We start from the raw sequence: 14,891 nt of genomic DNA on the forward strand, positions 1-14,891 counted from the left end.
TGTTCATGCAGATGCATGAAACAACCTGAGGGGAGCGCTCCATCATGCAGTTCGGGATCTTCAGTGTCAGTGACGTGACGACGGACCCGACCACGGGCCGCACGCCGGACGACACCGAGCGGGTCCGGGCGATGCTCACGATCGCGAAGCACGCCGACCAGGCAGGTCTGGACGTGTTCGCCACCGGTGAGCACCACAACCCGCCGTTCGTGGCCTCCAGCCCGACCACGATGCTCGGCTACCTGGCGGGGGTGACCAAGGACATCACACTGTCCACGGCCACCACCCTGATCACGACCAACGACCCGGTGCGGATCGCCGAGGAGTACGCGATGCTCCAGGTGATCTCCGAGGGCCGCATGGACCTCATGATGGGCCGCGGCAACACCGGCCCCGTCTACCCGTGGTTCGGCCAGGACATCCGCCAGGGCATCCCGCTGGCGATCGAGAACTACGCCCTGGTGCGCCGCCTGTGGACCGAGGACGTCGTGGACTGGGAGGGCAAGTTCCGCACCCCGCTGCAGGGCTTCACCGCCACCCCCCGGCCCCTGGACGGCGTGCCGCCGTTCGTGTGGCACGGCTCGATCCGCAGCCCCGAGATCGCCGAGCAGGCCGCCTACTACGGCGACGGGTTCCTGCACAACAACATCTTCTGGCCCATCAGCCACACCAAGCAGATGATCCAGTTCTACCGTCAGCGGTTCGAGCACTACGGCCACGGCCGGGCCGACCAGGCGATCGTGGGCCTGGGCGGGCAGGCCTTCATCCGCAAGAACAGCCAGGACGCCTGGACCGAGTTCCGCCCCTACTTCGACAACGCGCCCGTCTACGGGCACGGCCCGTCCATGGAGGACTTCACGCGCGACACGCCCCTGACCGTCGGCTCCCCGCAGCAGGTCATCGACCGCTACGGGTCGTTCATCGACGAGGTCGGCTACTACCAGCGCCAGCTGTTCCTGATCGACCACGCCGGCCTGCCCCTGAAGACCGTGCTGGAGCAGATCGACATCCTGGCCTCCGACGTCGTGCCCGAGCTGCGCAAGATCGCCGACGCCAAGCTGCCCGCCGACGTGCCGGCCAACCCGCCCACGCACGCCGAGCGCGTGGCCGCCGCCCGCGCCAAGGGCGAGACCGCCGCCACCCACGTGGGCGAGGGCGGGGACCAGTACACCGGCCGGCGCGCCGAAGAGGTCCTCTCGTGACCGCAGCCCCCGGCACCCCCCAGCCCGGCACCCCCGGACAGGACCAGCCCGGTCGCACGATCGCGGTCGTGCACGCCGGGCTCGGCCAGCCCTCCTCAACCCGCCTGCTGGCCGACCGCCTGGCCGAGGCCACCGTCCGCGAGCTCGCCGCCCTGGGCCAGCCCGCGACCGTCGAGACGATCGAGCTGCGCGACCACGCCCACGCCGTCATCGACGCCATGCTCACCGGGTTCCCCACCGGTGACCTGGCACGCGACATCCAGACCATCACCCGGGCCGACGCCGTCATCGCCGTCAGCCCCTTGTTCACCACCACCTACTCCGGGCTGTTCAAGTCGTTCCTCGACATCCTCGACAAGGACGCCCTGACCGGCATGCCCGTGCTGCTCGGCGCGACCGGCGGCACACCACGCCACTCCCTGGCCCTGGAATACTCCATGCGCCCCCTGTTCACCTACCTGCGCGCCGACGTCGTGACCACCTCGGTGTTCGCAGCCACCGACGACTGGGCACAAGCCGGCGGCCACGAGCACGACGGCGGCACCGCGCTACCCGAACGCATCGACCGCGCCGGCCGGACCCTGGCCGCCGTAGTGGCCGACCGCCGCCAACGCACCGGACCCCCCGACCCGTTCGCGACGACGCCCAGCTTCCTCGACCTGCTCGGAGGCGACTGACCAGGGCTTGCACGCCCCCGCCCCGGCAGGGAACATAAGGGACATCGGCCACGAGGGGTCGTGGCACGAGGGCGAGGGAGCGTGGTCATGGTGGACGGTACGCAGCAGCCTGTCCCGGACGGGTCCGGAGAGCCGGTCGCCGAGACCACGGCGGAAACCACCACCGCGAGCGCCCCCTACGTGGCCGCCGACACCGACCGGATCGCGCGGATCGTGGCCGCGTTGCGCAAGGCGCACGCCGACCAGGCCGCGGCGGCCCGCGTCGCGGCACCCGACCCGGCGCCTGCGGAGGCGGGCACCGAGACGGCGATCGAGGCGGCGACCGGGGCAGCCGTCGTCCAGGACGCGGAGGCTCCCGAGGCCGAGGCGCCACGCCGGGCGAGCACCGGCGTCCGGCGTGTGACGCCGGAGGCGCCCACCCTGCGCTGGAACCCGGGCGCCCGGTACCGGGCCTCGCGGCTCGCGGACCGGCCCGCTGCGCAGGTTCCGCCGCCCCCGGCTCCCGCGGTTCACGCTCCCGCGGTACCCCCGCCGCCCGGGGCGACGACCGTCGGCTCCGTGCCGCCGGTGCCGCCGCCTCCGGCTCCCGGTCCGGCGGGGCAGGTTCCGCCCGTGCCGATGCCCCCGGCGCCCCTGCCGCCCGTCCCGGCGCCGCCGCCCCTCGCGGGACGCCTGTTCCGCGGTCCCGCCCGCCGCACCGCTGTGTTCGAGCGGGAGATCTGGTACCCGGCCACCCGTTCGAGCCGGGTACCGCGTGACGTGAGCGACGCGCTCGTCCGCGCCGTGGAGCGCTACCGCAGCGGCTCCATCTCCACCTCGGGGCTCGTGCGGGCCATCGCCGAGACCCACGCCGCCTGACCCGCGCCAGCTGACCCGCCCGGCACCGCGTGCCCGGGTGGCCACGCGGCGAGGTGGCCACGTGATTTCACATCGTGGCAAACTCGCGCCCTCCCGGGGGTCTGTTGACGCCCATGAACCCTTGTCCTGCGCTCGTGCAACGGAGGAGCATTCGTTGCACGACGGGCCCGCATCACGCGGCGCCCGCCGGACGAGAGGAACACACGAGCGATGCGACGGCAGGCGGGTGCACTGGTCGGCGCGGTGACCGCATGCCTCCTGCTCGGTTCGTGCGTCACCGACGCACGCGCCGTCGAGTTCACGGCCCCCGAGGACTACGGCACGGTCGAGCAGCTGGTCGCCGACGCGGACGTCGTCGCCCTGGTGCAGGCCGACGGCGCGCACGTCGACACGGTGGAACGAGTGCCCTACACCCGGACCGAGGTGCGGCTGCGCAAGGTGCTGCTGGGTGCGGCCGCCGGCGACGCGACCATGACGGTCACGCAGGTCGGTTCGCTGTCGCAGCCGCCCGGGTCGGGCCTGCCCGACGTGCTGCGCAAGGGGCAGGAGTACGTCGTGGTGCTGCACCGCACCGGGCCGGGGGAGTTCGAGGTCGTGGGCCCCGGCGTCTGGCGCGCCGACACGCTCGGCGCCAGCCTGACGCTCCACACCGCGATGGCGGCGTGCGTGCCCGCGGCCATCCCGCACGTGACCACGCCGTGGGACCTCGAGGTGCAGCTCGGCGAGGTCGGCGAGGTCCTGGGCACCAGTGTCATCGGTACCGCCTGACCCAGCCCTGCACCCGCCTGTCCTCCGCCGCCGGCGGGTCGGCCCGGTCCAGACTGGGCGCATGACGCGCAGCCTCGTCCTGACCGCCGACGACGCCGGCACCGACCCCGACGCCGACCGTGAGATCGCCGCCCTGCTGGCCGGCTCGCCGCTGACCGCCGTCGGCGTCATCGCCGCCGGCAGCCCCGACGACGAGTCGGGCCCGGGTGCGGCCCCCGGCGTCCAGCACCTCGTGGAGCTGCTGGCCCGGTCCGGGGCCCGGGTCGCACCCGGCGTGCACGTGGTGCTGCCCACGCCCGAGCCACCGGGCGGGTTCGGCGACGTCGTCGACCGGATCACCGCGCAGGCCGACGTCGTCGCGCGGGCCGCGGCCGCCGCCGGGCTGCCGGCGCCCGACCGCCTGGACTCCCACCGCGGCACGCTCTACGGGCTCGCGGGCCGCTCCTACCTGGGCGAGGCGCTCGGCGTGTGCGCCGCCCGCGGCCTGGCGTTCCGCCTGCCCCGCGGGCTGGAGCTGTACGGCGACGGAGACCCGCTGCTCGCCCGCCCCGACATCCGGGAGCGGCACGCGGACGCCGTGGCGGCCGCCGACGCCGCGGGCGTGCGGCTGCCCCGCGTGATCGCCACCCACCGCGGGGGCGACGCGGAGGCCCGGGACTACCCGTCGCTGCGGGACCACTACCTGCGTCTGCTGGCCCGGCTGCCGGAGGGCACGAGCGAGATCTTCCTGCACCCGGCGCCGGACACGGCACGCCTGCGGGCGGCGGCCCCGGACTGGTGGCGCAAGCGCACGTGGGAGCTGCGCCTGCTGGGCGACCCCGTGCTCGCCCGCGAGATCGACCGTCAGGGCATCGACCTGGTGGGTGCGTGGTGAGCGGGCTCGCGGGCGTGGAGGCCGACGACGGCGCGCAGCACGGGGGCACGTCGCCGGTGCGGTACGGCCTGGGGATGTTCGGCACGTCGCTGCCGATCAACCTCGTCAAGGGCTCGATGTTCTTCGTGTACGTGGACCTGCTGGGCCTGGACGCCGCGGTCTACGCGACCGTGTACGCGGTGTACGGCGTGCTGGACGCGCTGGACAACCCGGTGTTCGGGTACCTGTCGGACCGCACCCGCTCGCGCTGGGGGCGGCGTCGGCCCTACCTGGTGGTGGGTGCCCTGGTGCTGGCCTGCACCACGGTCGCGCTGTTCACCGTGCCGGGGCCCGTGGCCGAGTCCGCGGTCGGGCTCACGGTGTGGTTCGCGCTCTTCGCGATCACCACCGAGATGGCGGACTCGCTGATCAACGCCAGCTACGGCGCGCTGCTGCCCGAGCTGTTCACCCAGGAGCGACGCCGGGCCACCGCCAACGCGGTGCGGCAGGGCGCGCAGCTCGTGGCGCTGGTCGTCGCGCTGGCCCTGACCCCGGTGCTGGCGCGCTCGGTGCTGGGCACCGAGGGGTCGGCCGTGGGGTACGGCCGGCTGGCGGTGATCTTCGGTGTCGTGGCCGCCGTCGTCATCCTGTGGACCGCGTTCGGCGTGCGGGAGGACCGCGCGCTGGACGCCGAGCCGCGGCCGAGGTTCTTCCGCTCGGTGCGCGAGGTGCTCTCCACCCCGCAGTTCTGGACGGTGGGCGTGGTCAACGCCTGCTACGGCGCGGCGATGGCGCTGGTGCTCGGCGGCCTGCAGCTCTACGTGCAGTACACGCTGGAGGGTTCGGCGTTGGACGCCAGCATCCTGCAGCTCGTGGTCATCGCCGCGGCGATCGGCATGCTGAGCGTGTGGGCCGCGGTGGTGCGGCGCAAGGGCGCGGCGTGGACGTGGCGGCTCGCGCTGCCCGTCGCGGCCGCGGGGTTCGTGCCGATGTACTTCGCCACCGACCTGCTGACCGGCATCCTCGGCGGCCTGGCCGTGGCGGTGGGCTACTCGGGCGTGCTCGCGACGAACGACCTGGTGATCGCACGCGTGCTCGACGCCGACGCCGCCCGCCACGGCGTGCACCGCAGCGGGCTGTTCCTGGCGGCGTTCGGCGTGCTGGGCCGCCTCAACGCACTGGTCACGGCGGGCGCGGTGCTGTCGCTCGCGGTGTTCTTCGGCTACCACTCGGGCGACGACCCCGGACCCGACCCCGCGGGAGCCTTCCGCGTCTACCTCTCGCTGTACCCGTTCGCGCTGCTCCTGGTCGGCACGGTGGTCTCGCGGTTCATCCGCCTCCCGGCCGCGCCCGAGGACGCGTCGCCCGTCATGCGCTGAGCCTCACGCACTGAGCCTCACGCACCGACTCTCACGCACTGACCGCCAGCAGCATCCGGTCCGGCGCCTCCAGCCGGTAGGGGCCGCGCTCGCGCGGCGCGTGCACGACGACGCGGTCGCCCCGCACGCGCTGCCGACGGCCCGTGCCGCCGGGCGGGCCGTCGGGGTCGTCGGCGACCGGCGCCCCGACCAGGACGGTGCCGTCCGCGTCGAGCGCCACGAGGTCGTCGCCGACCCGCACGAGCGCGGGCTCGCCGGGTCCGGGGAACCGGCTGATCGCGGTGCGGCCCTGCCGCACCCCGTCGAGGACCGCCTCGGGCGACCGGTCCTCGGCGGCGACCCACGTGGTGGGGGTGCCGGGCGGGTAGCCCTGGTCGGGTGTGTGGAAGTCGCTGCCGCCCAGCAGCACGGGCAGGTCCGCCGCCCGGGTGCCGAGGGTGCGCAGGTAGGCCCACGCGCCCGTCGCCGTCAGGTCCAGGAACCACGAGATGTGCCACAGCTCCAGGTACCGCGTCCGCACGGGATGCTGCCAGCCGCAGTCGTCCTGGACCGGGTGGTTCACGGACAGCAGCCCGCCCCGTTCCTCGACGTCGGCACGCCACCGCGCCGCGGGACGGCGGAAGTCGACCCAGCCGATGTCGCCGAACGCGTTCGCGTGGCCCGCGTGCGTGGTCACCTCCTGGCCTGGCAGCAGGCACGTGTCGTACGCCGCGCCGACGCCCGGCAGGTGCGGGTGGTGGGAGACGGTGTTGTGGTCGGTCACCGCGAGGAAGTCCAGGCCCCGGCCGGCCGCCGCGGCGGTGAGCTGGGCGACGGTCAGTGTCCCGTCCGAGTGCGTGGTGTGCGCGTGCAGGTCGCCCGCGTACCAGGTGAGGCCCGCAGGGGCGGGCAGGTCGCGGCCGGTCCTGGTCGCACCGGCCCGGCCCGACGACGGCGGGGGAGCGTCCGCCTCGTCCGCCACGCCGCCTGCGTCCACGCCCGTGGCCACCGTGACGGTCACGTCCACCGGGTCCGCGGGCAGCACGTGCAGGCCCAGCACCACCGCCCACGTCCCGGCGACGAGCTCACCCGGCTCGTACCCGGGGGTGGCGGCGTGCGGTGCGATCACGAACCGGGACCGGGCCCCGCCCGACCATCCGCGCCAGCGCTCCGGGTCGCGGCAGCCGAGGTCGATCACCGCGGCGTCACGGTCGTACGCGAGGGACACCTCGAGCGCCGTCGCGCCCCGCGGCAGCTCGAACGGCACCTCGAGGTACCGGTGCTCGATCTGGTCGTCGATCGACAGGCGCAGACGGCGCTCCTCGCGGGTCACCCCCTGAGGCTATCGCCGAGCCACACCCCGAAGCGGTTGCGCCACCGCCGTCGGGCAGGCAGGGTGCGGTGACCGAACCCCGCAGGTCGCCGCCGCGGCCGACCCGTCTCGCCGAGGAGCAAGCGTGCACCGTCCCGAGGACCTGTCCGTCACGGAGATCCCCGTGACGGACGCGACAGCCGGACCGTACGGCATCACCGCGGGTCCGGACGGTGCCCTCTGGCTCACCCTCGCGCAGAACGGCCGCATCGCGCGCCTGACCCTTGACGGCGAGGTCACCGAGTTCCCGCTCGACGCCCCCGGGTGCCAGCCCACCGTCATCGCCCCGGGTACCGACGGCGCGCTCTGGTTCGCCCGCACCGCGGACCACCGGATCGGCCGCATCACGCCCGACGGCGCGGTGCGGTCCTTCGCCCTGCCGACCGCCGGCTGCGGACCGTACGGCATCGCGCCCGGGCCGGACGGCGCCATGTGGTTCACGGAGCTCAACGCGGACCGGGTCGGGCGGGTCAGCGCCACGGGCCAGGTCACGGAGTTCGAGGTCCCGGTCACCGGCGGCATGCCCTCGGCGATCACCATCGGCGCGGACAGCGCGCTGTGGTTCACGCTCAACCAGGCGAACGCCGTCGGCCGCATCTCCGTGCGCGGCGACGTCACCGTGCACCCGCTGCCCACGCCGGCCGCGGGGCCCGTGGGGATCACGGGTGACGACTCGGCCCTGTGGTTCACCGAGATCGCGGCGGGTCAGATCGGCCGGCTCGCGCTGGACGGCGAGATCAAGGAGTTCTCCCTCCCGGACCGGACCGCCAAGCCGCACGCGATCGTCGCGGACGGCGCCGGCGGGTGCTGGTTCACCGAGTGGGGCGCCAACCGCATCGCCCACATCAGCGCGGACGGGGAGATCGTCGAGCACGACCTGCCGACGCCGTCGTCCGAACCGCACGGCATCACCGTGGGCCCCGACGGGGCAGTCTGGGCCGCGCTGGAGACCGGCGGGGTGGCGCGCCTCGGCGCCTGACGCGGCCACCACGCGCCGGACCCGCACCCACCCGGCTACCGCGACGAACCGACCTGCTCCACGTAGTGCGGGTTGTACATCACCCCGACCACGTTGCCGAACGGGTCCACCACGGACGCCGTCACGAAGCCGAGGTCACCGCGCGGCGTGACAGGCTCGAGCTCGGTGGCGCCCAGCTCCAGCAGCCGGGCGACCACGGCCTCCAGGTCGTCGACGTGCCAGTACATGACGGCGCCGCCCGGCTGCGCGGACAGTCCCGGCGGCGCGAACGACCGGCTGACCAGGCCCAGCTCCGCCTCGTTGTCACCGATCCGGAACTCGGCGTACGCGAGGGCGCCGTCCGGTCCCGGACGCTGGAAGTACGGCTTCACCCCGAGCACCTCGGTGTACCAGTCGGCGGCCGCGGCGATGTCGTCGGCCCAGTAGTTGATGGTCGCGAATCCTCTGAGGCTCATGGAGCCATCACACCATCCGCCACTGACACCGACACCGGCACCGCCGACGCCGTCAGGCCCCGCTCGGCGACCCCGCGGGCACGGGGGAGGGGAGGGCCTCCAACGCCTCCCGGAGCCCCGCGGCGGTGCCCTCGGCCTGTGCCTGGCCGGCGACGGCCGCGATCCGGGCCTGCTCGGCGTCGGCGGCCTGTGCCCGCGCCGCCGCGAGCGCCTCCTTCGCCGCGGAGAGCTCGCCCTCCAGGCGGGCCACCGACGCGTCCGCCGCCGCCCGGGCCGCCTCGGCGGACGCGCGGTCGTGCTGCGCCCGGGTGCCCTCGTCCCGTGCCGCCTGGAGTGCGGCGCGCACATCGGTGAGCGACTCCCGCAGGCCGACGGCGGCGCCCTCCGCCTGCGCCCGCGCCGCCTCGGCGTCCGCCCGGGCCCGTTCGGCGGCCACCACCGCGGCACGTTCCTCGGCGAGCTCGTCCCGGGCCTGAGCGAGCGCTGCACGCGCGTCGGCGAGCTCGGTCTCCAGCCGGGCGTTCGTCGCCACCGCCTCGGCCCGCTCACGCTCCGTCGCCGACCGCTCCTCCTGCGCGGCCCGGGCGGACTCGCGCGCGGACTCCAGCACGGCGCGGAACTGGGCCAGCTCGGCGTCCGCCTCGTCCACCCGCGCGGCCAGCGCGTCCGCCTCGCCGACGACGGCGGTCAGCGCGTCGTCGGCCGCCGCCACCGCCGCCTCGTGCTCGGCCCGTGCGGCCTCGACCGCTGCGCGCCACAGGGCCTCGGTACCGCGGCCGACGAGCGTGCCCACCGCTGCGGGCAGCTCCGGGAGCGCGTTGCGCGCCTCGTCCTGCGCCACCCTGTCGTCGCGCCACTCCCGCAGGTACCTGGTCGCTGCCGCGTTGGAGCAGCCCGCGCGCTCCCGGACGCTCGTCACCGTCACCGGTGCACCCTCGGCGGTCAGCTCGTCGGCCGCCTGGAAGACCCGTTCCTTGTCCCGCACCTTCGTTCCCCCGTCGTCCCAGTTCTCGGCTCGCGTAGTAGTACGCGTAGTAGCGCAATACTACTACGACTCTGCATCCCGCTAACTACGCACCCGCTTTCCTGAAGCGGGTGCGCACAATAGCGAGAATCGTTGGTACGCCGGGGATGTGAGCCGCTCAGCGGCGCGAGTTATCCGCCGCGGTGAGCACATGGTGAGCAGCGACTGCGCCGGCGCGTCGGCGGCCGGCTCGCGAGGCTCACCCGGCGGTGACGTCCCGGACGAACACGATGCCGTCCGCCTCGGCCAGGTGACCGGCGTCCAGCGGGGCGTAGCCGAACCAGGACGACTCCCGGGGCACGACGCCCCCGAGGGCGTCCGCCAGGCGCCGGGCGTCGACGACGCTCCGGTCCGACGAGGGCAGCGTGTACAGCGCCCCCTCGACCGTGTCCGCGGGCGGGGCCTGGACCCCCTGGTCCGCGACGGTGCCGACGGCCGCGGCCGCGTACCCGTACCCGGTGCCATACCTGGTGCCATACCCGGTGCCCAGGCGGGCGCTCACCTGGGCACCCGCACCCCACCACTCCAGGCGGTCGTGCCCCCACATCGTCAGGTGGCTCGCGCCGCGGCGCAGGTGGCTGGTGTGGGCGTTCACCAGCACCGGTGCACGCTCGGCCAGGGCGAGCAGGTTCTGCGCCATCATCGTGTCGCGCACGCGCAGCAGCCAGGGCATGCGGGCCTCCGACGGTTCCGCCGTCCAGAAGTGGTAACGCAGCAGTCCCGTGGCGGTGCGTGCCCGCAGGCCGGCCGTCTCCCACGCCTCGCGGCCCGTGGCCCGGACGAGTCCCGGGCCCTGCGCGTCCAGGAGCGCCGCCAGGTCGTCCGCCACCAGACGCAGCTCACGCGCCTGCGCGGAGCGCCCCACGGAGCGGGCCGGGTCGAACATCGCGGCGGGCTCGGTCCAGCGCTCGTCGGGCCCCACGAGGCGGTCGAGCGCGTCCGCGGTGCAGGGCAGCAGGGCCGCGTCGACGTGCGCGGCGAGGTAGGCGTGCAGCCCGGCCAGGGCGGCACGCGGGCTCGCGGCGGCCTCGATCTCGAGCGGGCCGTCGAACCCGGCGAAGCGCACCTGGTCGTGCGCGGGCCGGTCCGCGTTGAAGGCGCGCATCCAGGCCACCAGGTCGCGGTTGCCGGACAGGGAGCCCCAGTCGTGGCTGAGCCCGGCGGCCACGACGTCCTCGAGAGCACCGGCGCCGGTGGTGACGTGCTCGTCGACCAGGAGGCCGCGCAGGCAGTCGGTCTCCAGGGCGATCGTGCGGTACCCGTGGTGCTCGACCAGCTCCCGGAACACGTCGTTGCGCAGCGCGAGCAGCTCGGGGGAGCGGTGCGTGGGCTCACCGAGGGCGAGCACGCGGGGCCGGTCAGGGAACAGGTCGAGGAGGGAGCCGGCGTCGGCGGGGCGGAGCAGGTCTGCGAGTCCGTGGGTCATTCCCTCCACGGTACCGTTGAGGTTCCGGTGGAGACCTGGGCCGGGAGGACGGCGAGCAAGCGTGGGAAACCTTCAAACCGCGGTGCGGCTGCGACCCGTCGACCTCGCGCGGGAGCACGGCCTGTCCACGCAGGCGGTGCGCAACTACGAGGACGCCGGCATCCTCCCGCGGGCCGAACGCACCGCGGCCGGGTACCGCGTGTACACGCCGCGGCACGCCCAGGCGCTGCGCGCCTTCCTCGCCCTGGTGCCCGGGCACGGTCACGCCACCGCGGCGGCGATCCTCCGGTGCGTGCACGACGGCGACGAGGCCTCGGCCCTGCGCCTGGTGGACGAGACGCACGCCCAGCTCCTGGCCGACCGCCGCACGCTGCGGGCGGTCGAGGACACGCTGGACGGCCTGGGCGCCGACGCCGGCCGGACGAGCCCGCAGCGCGGCGAGACGTTCATCGGGCCGCTCGCCGCCCGGCTGCGGATCCGGCCGGTGACGCTGCGCCAGTGGGAGCGCGTGGGCCTGGTGCGCCCGCGTCGCGACCCCGCGACGGGATACCGGGTCTACGACGCCGCCGCCGTCCGGGACGCCGAGCTGACCCACCAGCTGCGGCGGGGCGGCTACCTGCTGGAGCAGATCGCGCCCCTGGTCGAGCAGGTGCGGACCGCGGGCGGGGTCGAGCCGCTGGCGGCTGCGCTCGACGAGTGGCACGCCCGGCTGACGGCCCGGGGCCGGGCCCTGCTGTCGGGGGCCGCGGCCCTGGACGCGTATCTCAGCCGGTACGCAGCCGCGCCGCCTGCATGATCAGGTGCGTGCGCTCGGCCGAGCTCGTCGCACGGTCGGCCGCGACCGTGTAGTGCCGGATCGCCCGCTCGGTGTCCCCGGCCCGCTCGTGCAGGTGCGCCGCGACGGCGTCCCAGCGGGCAAGGCGCGGGTCGACGTCGGCGAGCGCCGCGAGCCCGGCGCGGGGTCCGTCGACCTGTCCGACCGCGACGGCCCGGTTGAGTGCCACGACAGGGTTGTCGGTGAGGCGGGCGAGCTCGTCGTACCACTCGAGGATCTGGGGCCAGTCGGTCTCGGCGGCGACGGGTGCGTCGTCGTGCAGGGCCGCGATGGCGGCCTGCGCCTGGTACTCGCCGAAGCGGTCGCGGGACAGCGCCGTCTGGAGCACGTCGACGCCCTCGGTGATCATCGCCGTGTCCCACCGGGTGCGGTCCTGCTCGTCGAGCGGGACGAGCTGCCCGTCCGCGGTGTACCGGGCGTCGCGGCGGGCGTGGTGCAGCAGCATGAGGGCCAGCAGCCCTGCGATCTCCGGGTCGCCGGGTTCGGCGGCCGCGAGCTGCCGGGTCAGGCGGATCGCCTCGCCGGCCAGCGAGATCTCGCCGGTGAACCCTTCGTTGAAGATCAGGTACAGCACGTGCAGCACGGCCCGCACGTCACCGGGCGTGCCGAACCGTTCGCCGGCGAGGGTGCGCTTGGCCCGCGAGATCCGCTGGGCCATCGTGGCCTCGGGGACCAGGAACGCCCGCGCGATCTGTGCGGTGGTCAGCCCGCCCACGGCCCGCAGCGTGAGCGCGACCGCCGACGCGGGGCTGAGCGCCGGGTGGCAGCAGCGGCTGAGCAGCAGCAGCGTGTCGTCGGACTGCTCGGTGGGGCCCGGTGGCGGCTCGTCGTGCACCCGCTCCTCGCGGCGTCTGCGGGCCGCCTCGGACCGCTGGACGTCGATGAGCTTGCGGCCGGCCACGCGCAGCAGCCACGCCTTGGGGTCGTCGGGGGCGCCGTCGGGCCAGCGCCGGACGGCCTCGACCAGCGCCTCCTGCACGGCGTCCTCGGCCGTCGCGAAGTCTGCTCCGCGACGGACGAGGGCGCCCAGCACCTGCGGGGCGAGCGTACGGATCAGCTCGTCCACCACTCACTCCGAGATCGTCAGGTCCTCGCCGAGGAACGGCCGCACCTCGAGCCACTCGTGGATCGGGCGCCCGCCGGGGCCGGGTGCCGCGGACAGCTCGGCGGCGGCCGCGTAGGCCCGCTCCTGGGACTCGACGTCGATGATCATCCAGCCCGCGATGAGGTCCTTGGTCTCCGCGAAGGGGCCGTCGGTGACCGGTGGGCGGCCCTCGCCGTCGTACCGGACGAAGGTGCCCTCCGGCGCGAGCGCTCCCTCGCCGACGAACTCGCCGGACTCGGTGAGCTTCTCGGCGAACCGGCGCATGTAGTCGATGTGCTCGGTGATCTCCTCGGGCGTCCACCGGTCCATCGGCACGTCGGTGCCGGGCAGCCACGCGGGGCCGCTGTTGCGCCGGTAGTGCTTGAGCAGAAGGTACTTCGCCATGGTCGTTCACTCCTCGGTCGGGGGGCCGTCCGGACCCCGGTGTCGTGGACGCGTCTCCCCGCGCCCTCGACCCTAGGACGGAGCCGTCGTCCTGTCCTCGACATGACGACCGGATCTTCTTTCCGGTCGGGCCGGGCCGGTCAGCCGGCGCGGCTGCGCAGCGCCCGGACCGGGGCGATGCCGGTTCCCTCGTCGCCACGGTCCGGCGCGACGGCGGACGCCTGGAACGCCGCGCTCATCGCGTCGCCGAGCTGGTCGAGGTCGTCCTCGAACAGGCCCGCGTAGGTCGACAGGGTCAGCACCGGAGACTCGTGGCCGAGCATCCGCTGCACGGCCTTCACGGTGGCGCCGCCGGAGATCGCGAGGGACGCCGCGGTGTGGCGCAGGTCGTGCAGCGTGAGCGTGTCGAAGTCCTCCGCGCCGGGGGCCAGGGTGGTGCGGGACAGCGCGGTCAGCAGCCGGGTGCGGCTCGCCTTCTCGCCGCGGGTCAGCCCGTCCCGGCGGGTGCGGTCGGCCTCGGCCACCAGGGCCCAGGTGGCGGGGTCGACGACGCCGGTGGGCTCCAGGCCGCCGTCCGCCTGCAGCCGGCGCACGGCGGCGGTCACGCCGTCGTCGAACAGCGGGGAGGGGAGCAGGCCGAGGGCCTGCCGCAGCGTGCCCACCGCGGTCCCGGCCGCGGTGACGGCGGGGCGGAACGCCGAGCGGTCGAAGCTCTCGCGCCGCAGCGGCCCGCCGCGCGCGCCGGTGAACAGCAGGTCGGCCGGGGCGCGCCCGGCGGCCCGGTCGGTGACCGCGCCCACGAGGGTGGCGGGCAGGGGCACTTCGCGGCGCGCGTGGGTCTTGGTGTCGCCGAGCAGCAGCGTGCCGTCGTCGAGGCGCGTGTACGCCTTGGTGACCCGGACGCGCCGCCGCAGCGGGTCGACGTCCGCCACCGTGAGGGCGCTGACCTCGCCCCACCGCAGGCCGGTGAGCGCGGTGAGGAGCACGAGCGTGCGCGCCTGCGGGGACGCGGTCGCGTCGGCGACCCGCCGCAGCTGCTCGTGCGACAGGTAGCGGTGCGGCTTGGTCTTGGGCGCCCGGGGCAGGGCGGGCACCTTGCCCGACGGCGTCCGGGCCGGGTTGGTGCGCAGGCGGCGGGCGTCCACGGCGGCGTCCAGCAGCGCGACCAGGAGGCGGGTCGCGTCCCGGCGGCGCGCGGCGGACGCCGTGGCGCCGGTGGTCGGCGAGGTCATGGTCGCGGCCCACCGGGCGACGTCCTCGTGGGTGACCTGCCGCAGCGGCCGGTCACCGAACGCGGGCGCCACCAGGGAGCGGAACCGCTCCCGCTCGGCCTCCAGGGTGCGCGCGGCGCGGTCCGCGCGCGTCTCCTGCCACGTGGCGAACCACTCGGCGACCGTGAGCCGCCCCGCCGCCGGGTCCACCCACTCGGCGTGCTTGCCCGCCTCCTCCTGGCGGCGCGCCTCCGCGAGCGCCTCGCGGCGGACGGTGAAGCGGCGGGTGCTGCGCAGGCGTCCGTCGACGCGGTAGCGGCCCACGTACCCGGTGCGGCCTGCGGAGTCGGTGCGCTGCTCGGTGTAGGCCACGGGGGCAGCGTA

General features: G+C 75.1%; 15 protein-coding genes. 8 read left to right on the forward strand and 7 right to left on the reverse strand.

What is annotated here, in order from left to right:
- Positions 1-44 precede the first annotated feature (44 nt).
- From APR03_RS13705 to APR03_RS13730, 6 genes are all read left to right on the forward strand, one after another.
- Positions 45-1,202, forward strand: a complete 1,158-nt coding sequence (locus APR03_RS13705; RefSeq protein ID WP_253836458.1) for an LLM class flavin-dependent oxidoreductase — start codon at positions 45-47, stop codon at positions 1,200-1,202.
- Positions 1,199-1,879 (forward strand): FMN reductase, encoded by a 681-nt coding sequence (locus tag APR03_RS13710; protein ID WP_253836460.1) that lies wholly within the window; start codon positions 1,199-1,201, stop codon positions 1,877-1,879. The genes APR03_RS13705 and APR03_RS13710 overlap by 4 nt, the downstream gene beginning before the upstream one ends.
- 87 nt (positions 1,880-1,966) lie before the next feature.
- Positions 1,967-2,737: a hypothetical protein gene (locus APR03_RS13715; RefSeq protein ID WP_253836462.1), complete on the forward strand. Its 771-nt coding sequence runs from the start codon at positions 1,967-1,969 to the stop codon at positions 2,735-2,737.
- A 210-nt stretch (positions 2,738-2,947) separates the two neighbouring features.
- Positions 2,948-3,505 (forward strand): hypothetical protein, encoded by a 558-nt coding sequence (locus APR03_RS13720; protein ID WP_253836464.1) that lies wholly within the window; start codon positions 2,948-2,950, stop codon positions 3,503-3,505.
- 61 nt (positions 3,506-3,566) lie between these two features.
- Positions 3,567-4,379, forward strand: coding sequence for a ChbG/HpnK family deacetylase (locus APR03_RS13725; RefSeq protein WP_253836466.1), 813 nt, complete (start codon positions 3,567-3,569; stop codon positions 4,377-4,379).
- Entirely contained in the window at positions 4,376-5,737 is a 1,362-nt protein-coding gene (locus APR03_RS13730; RefSeq protein ID WP_253836468.1) for an MFS transporter, read from the forward strand. The genes APR03_RS13725 and APR03_RS13730 overlap by 4 nt, the downstream gene beginning before the upstream one ends.
- A 31-nt stretch (positions 5,738-5,768) precedes the next feature.
- On the opposite strand, the gene APR03_RS13735 is transcribed toward APR03_RS13730, so the two are convergent.
- Positions 5,769-7,049: a CehA/McbA family metallohydrolase gene (locus APR03_RS13735; protein ID WP_253836470.1), complete on the reverse strand. Its 1,281-nt coding sequence runs from the start codon at positions 7,047-7,049 to the stop codon at positions 5,769-5,771.
- A gap of 124 nt (positions 7,050-7,173) precedes the next feature.
- On the opposite strand from APR03_RS13735, the gene APR03_RS13740 reads away from it, so the two are divergent.
- Entirely contained in the window at positions 7,174-8,067 is an 894-nt protein-coding gene (locus APR03_RS13740) for a Vgb family protein (protein ID WP_253836472.1), read from the forward strand.
- 35 nt (positions 8,068-8,102) lie between these two features.
- Here APR03_RS13740 and APR03_RS13745 read toward each other — a convergent pair whose 3' ends face one another.
- From APR03_RS13745 to APR03_RS13755, 3 genes are all read right to left on the reverse strand, one after another.
- The gene (locus APR03_RS13745) at positions 8,103-8,522 is read right to left on the reverse strand and encodes a VOC family protein (protein ID WP_253836474.1); all 420 of its coding nucleotides are present in this window, start codon (positions 8,520-8,522) and stop codon (positions 8,103-8,105) included.
- A 52-nt stretch (positions 8,523-8,574) separates the two neighbouring features.
- A complete protein-coding gene (locus APR03_RS13750; RefSeq protein ID WP_253836479.1) occupies positions 8,575-9,507 on the reverse strand; it encodes a DNA-binding protein in 933 nt (310 codons plus the stop codon).
- Between the two features lie 238 nt (positions 9,508-9,745).
- Positions 9,746-10,972 carry an erythromycin esterase family protein gene (locus APR03_RS13755; protein WP_253836481.1) on the reverse strand — a complete coding sequence of 409 codons (1,227 nt, stop codon included), beginning with the start codon at positions 10,970-10,972 and terminating at the stop codon, positions 9,746-9,748.
- A 61-nt stretch (positions 10,973-11,033) separates the two neighbouring features.
- On the opposite strand from APR03_RS13755, the gene APR03_RS13760 reads away from it, so the two are divergent.
- Positions 11,034-11,768, forward strand: a complete 735-nt coding sequence (locus tag APR03_RS13760) for a TioE family transcriptional regulator (protein WP_253836483.1) — start codon at positions 11,034-11,036, stop codon at positions 11,766-11,768.
- Here APR03_RS13760 and APR03_RS13765 read toward each other — a convergent pair.
- The 3 genes from APR03_RS13765 to APR03_RS13775 all read right to left on the reverse strand — a co-directional run bounded on the left by APR03_RS13765 (position 11,737) and on the right by APR03_RS13775 (position 14,879).
- A complete protein-coding gene (locus APR03_RS13765) occupies positions 11,737-12,876 on the reverse strand; it encodes an RNA polymerase sigma factor (protein ID WP_253836485.1) in 1,140 nt (379 codons plus the stop codon). The two genes, APR03_RS13760 and APR03_RS13765, sit on opposite strands and share 32 nt — an antisense overlap.
- Complete coding sequence (locus APR03_RS13770) at positions 12,877-13,296, reverse strand: YciI family protein (protein ID WP_253836487.1); 420 nt, start codon at positions 13,294-13,296, stop codon at positions 12,877-12,879.
- Between the two features lie 140 nt (positions 13,297-13,436).
- Positions 13,437-14,879: a tyrosine-type recombinase/integrase gene (locus APR03_RS13775; RefSeq protein WP_253836492.1), complete on the reverse strand. Its 1,443-nt coding sequence runs from the start codon at positions 14,877-14,879 to the stop codon at positions 13,437-13,439.
- Positions 14,880-14,891: the final 12 nt, after the last annotated feature.

Source organism: Promicromonospora thailandica, assembly GCF_024171955.1.
Classification (GTDB): Bacteria; Actinomycetota; Actinomycetes; order Actinomycetales; family Cellulomonadaceae; genus Promicromonospora; species Promicromonospora thailandica.

Excerpts from the sequence above, each read along its gene's own strand:
- APR03_RS13705 (WP_253836458.1), top strand. The coding sequence starts at position 45 with ATGCAGTTCGGGATCTTCAGTGTCAGTGACGTGACGACGGACCCGACC.
- APR03_RS13715 (WP_253836462.1), top strand. The coding sequence starts at position 1,967 with ATGGTGGACGGTACGCAGCAGCCTGTCCCGGACGGGTCCGGAGAGCCG.
- APR03_RS13720 (WP_253836464.1), top strand. The coding sequence starts at position 2,948 with ATGCGACGGCAGGCGGGTGCACTGGTCGGCGCGGTGACCGCATGCCTC.
- APR03_RS13725 (WP_253836466.1), top strand. The coding sequence starts at position 3,567 with ATGACGCGCAGCCTCGTCCTGACCGCCGACGACGCCGGCACCGACCCC.
- APR03_RS13745 (WP_253836474.1), bottom strand. The coding sequence starts at position 8,522 with ATGAGCCTCAGAGGATTCGCGACCATCAACTACTGGGCCGACGACATC.
- APR03_RS13755 (WP_253836481.1), bottom strand. The coding sequence starts at position 10,972 with ATGACCCACGGACTCGCAGACCTGCTCCGCCCCGCCGACGCCGGCTCC.
- APR03_RS13770 (WP_253836487.1), bottom strand. The coding sequence starts at position 13,296 with ATGGCGAAGTACCTTCTGCTCAAGCACTACCGGCGCAACAGCGGCCCC.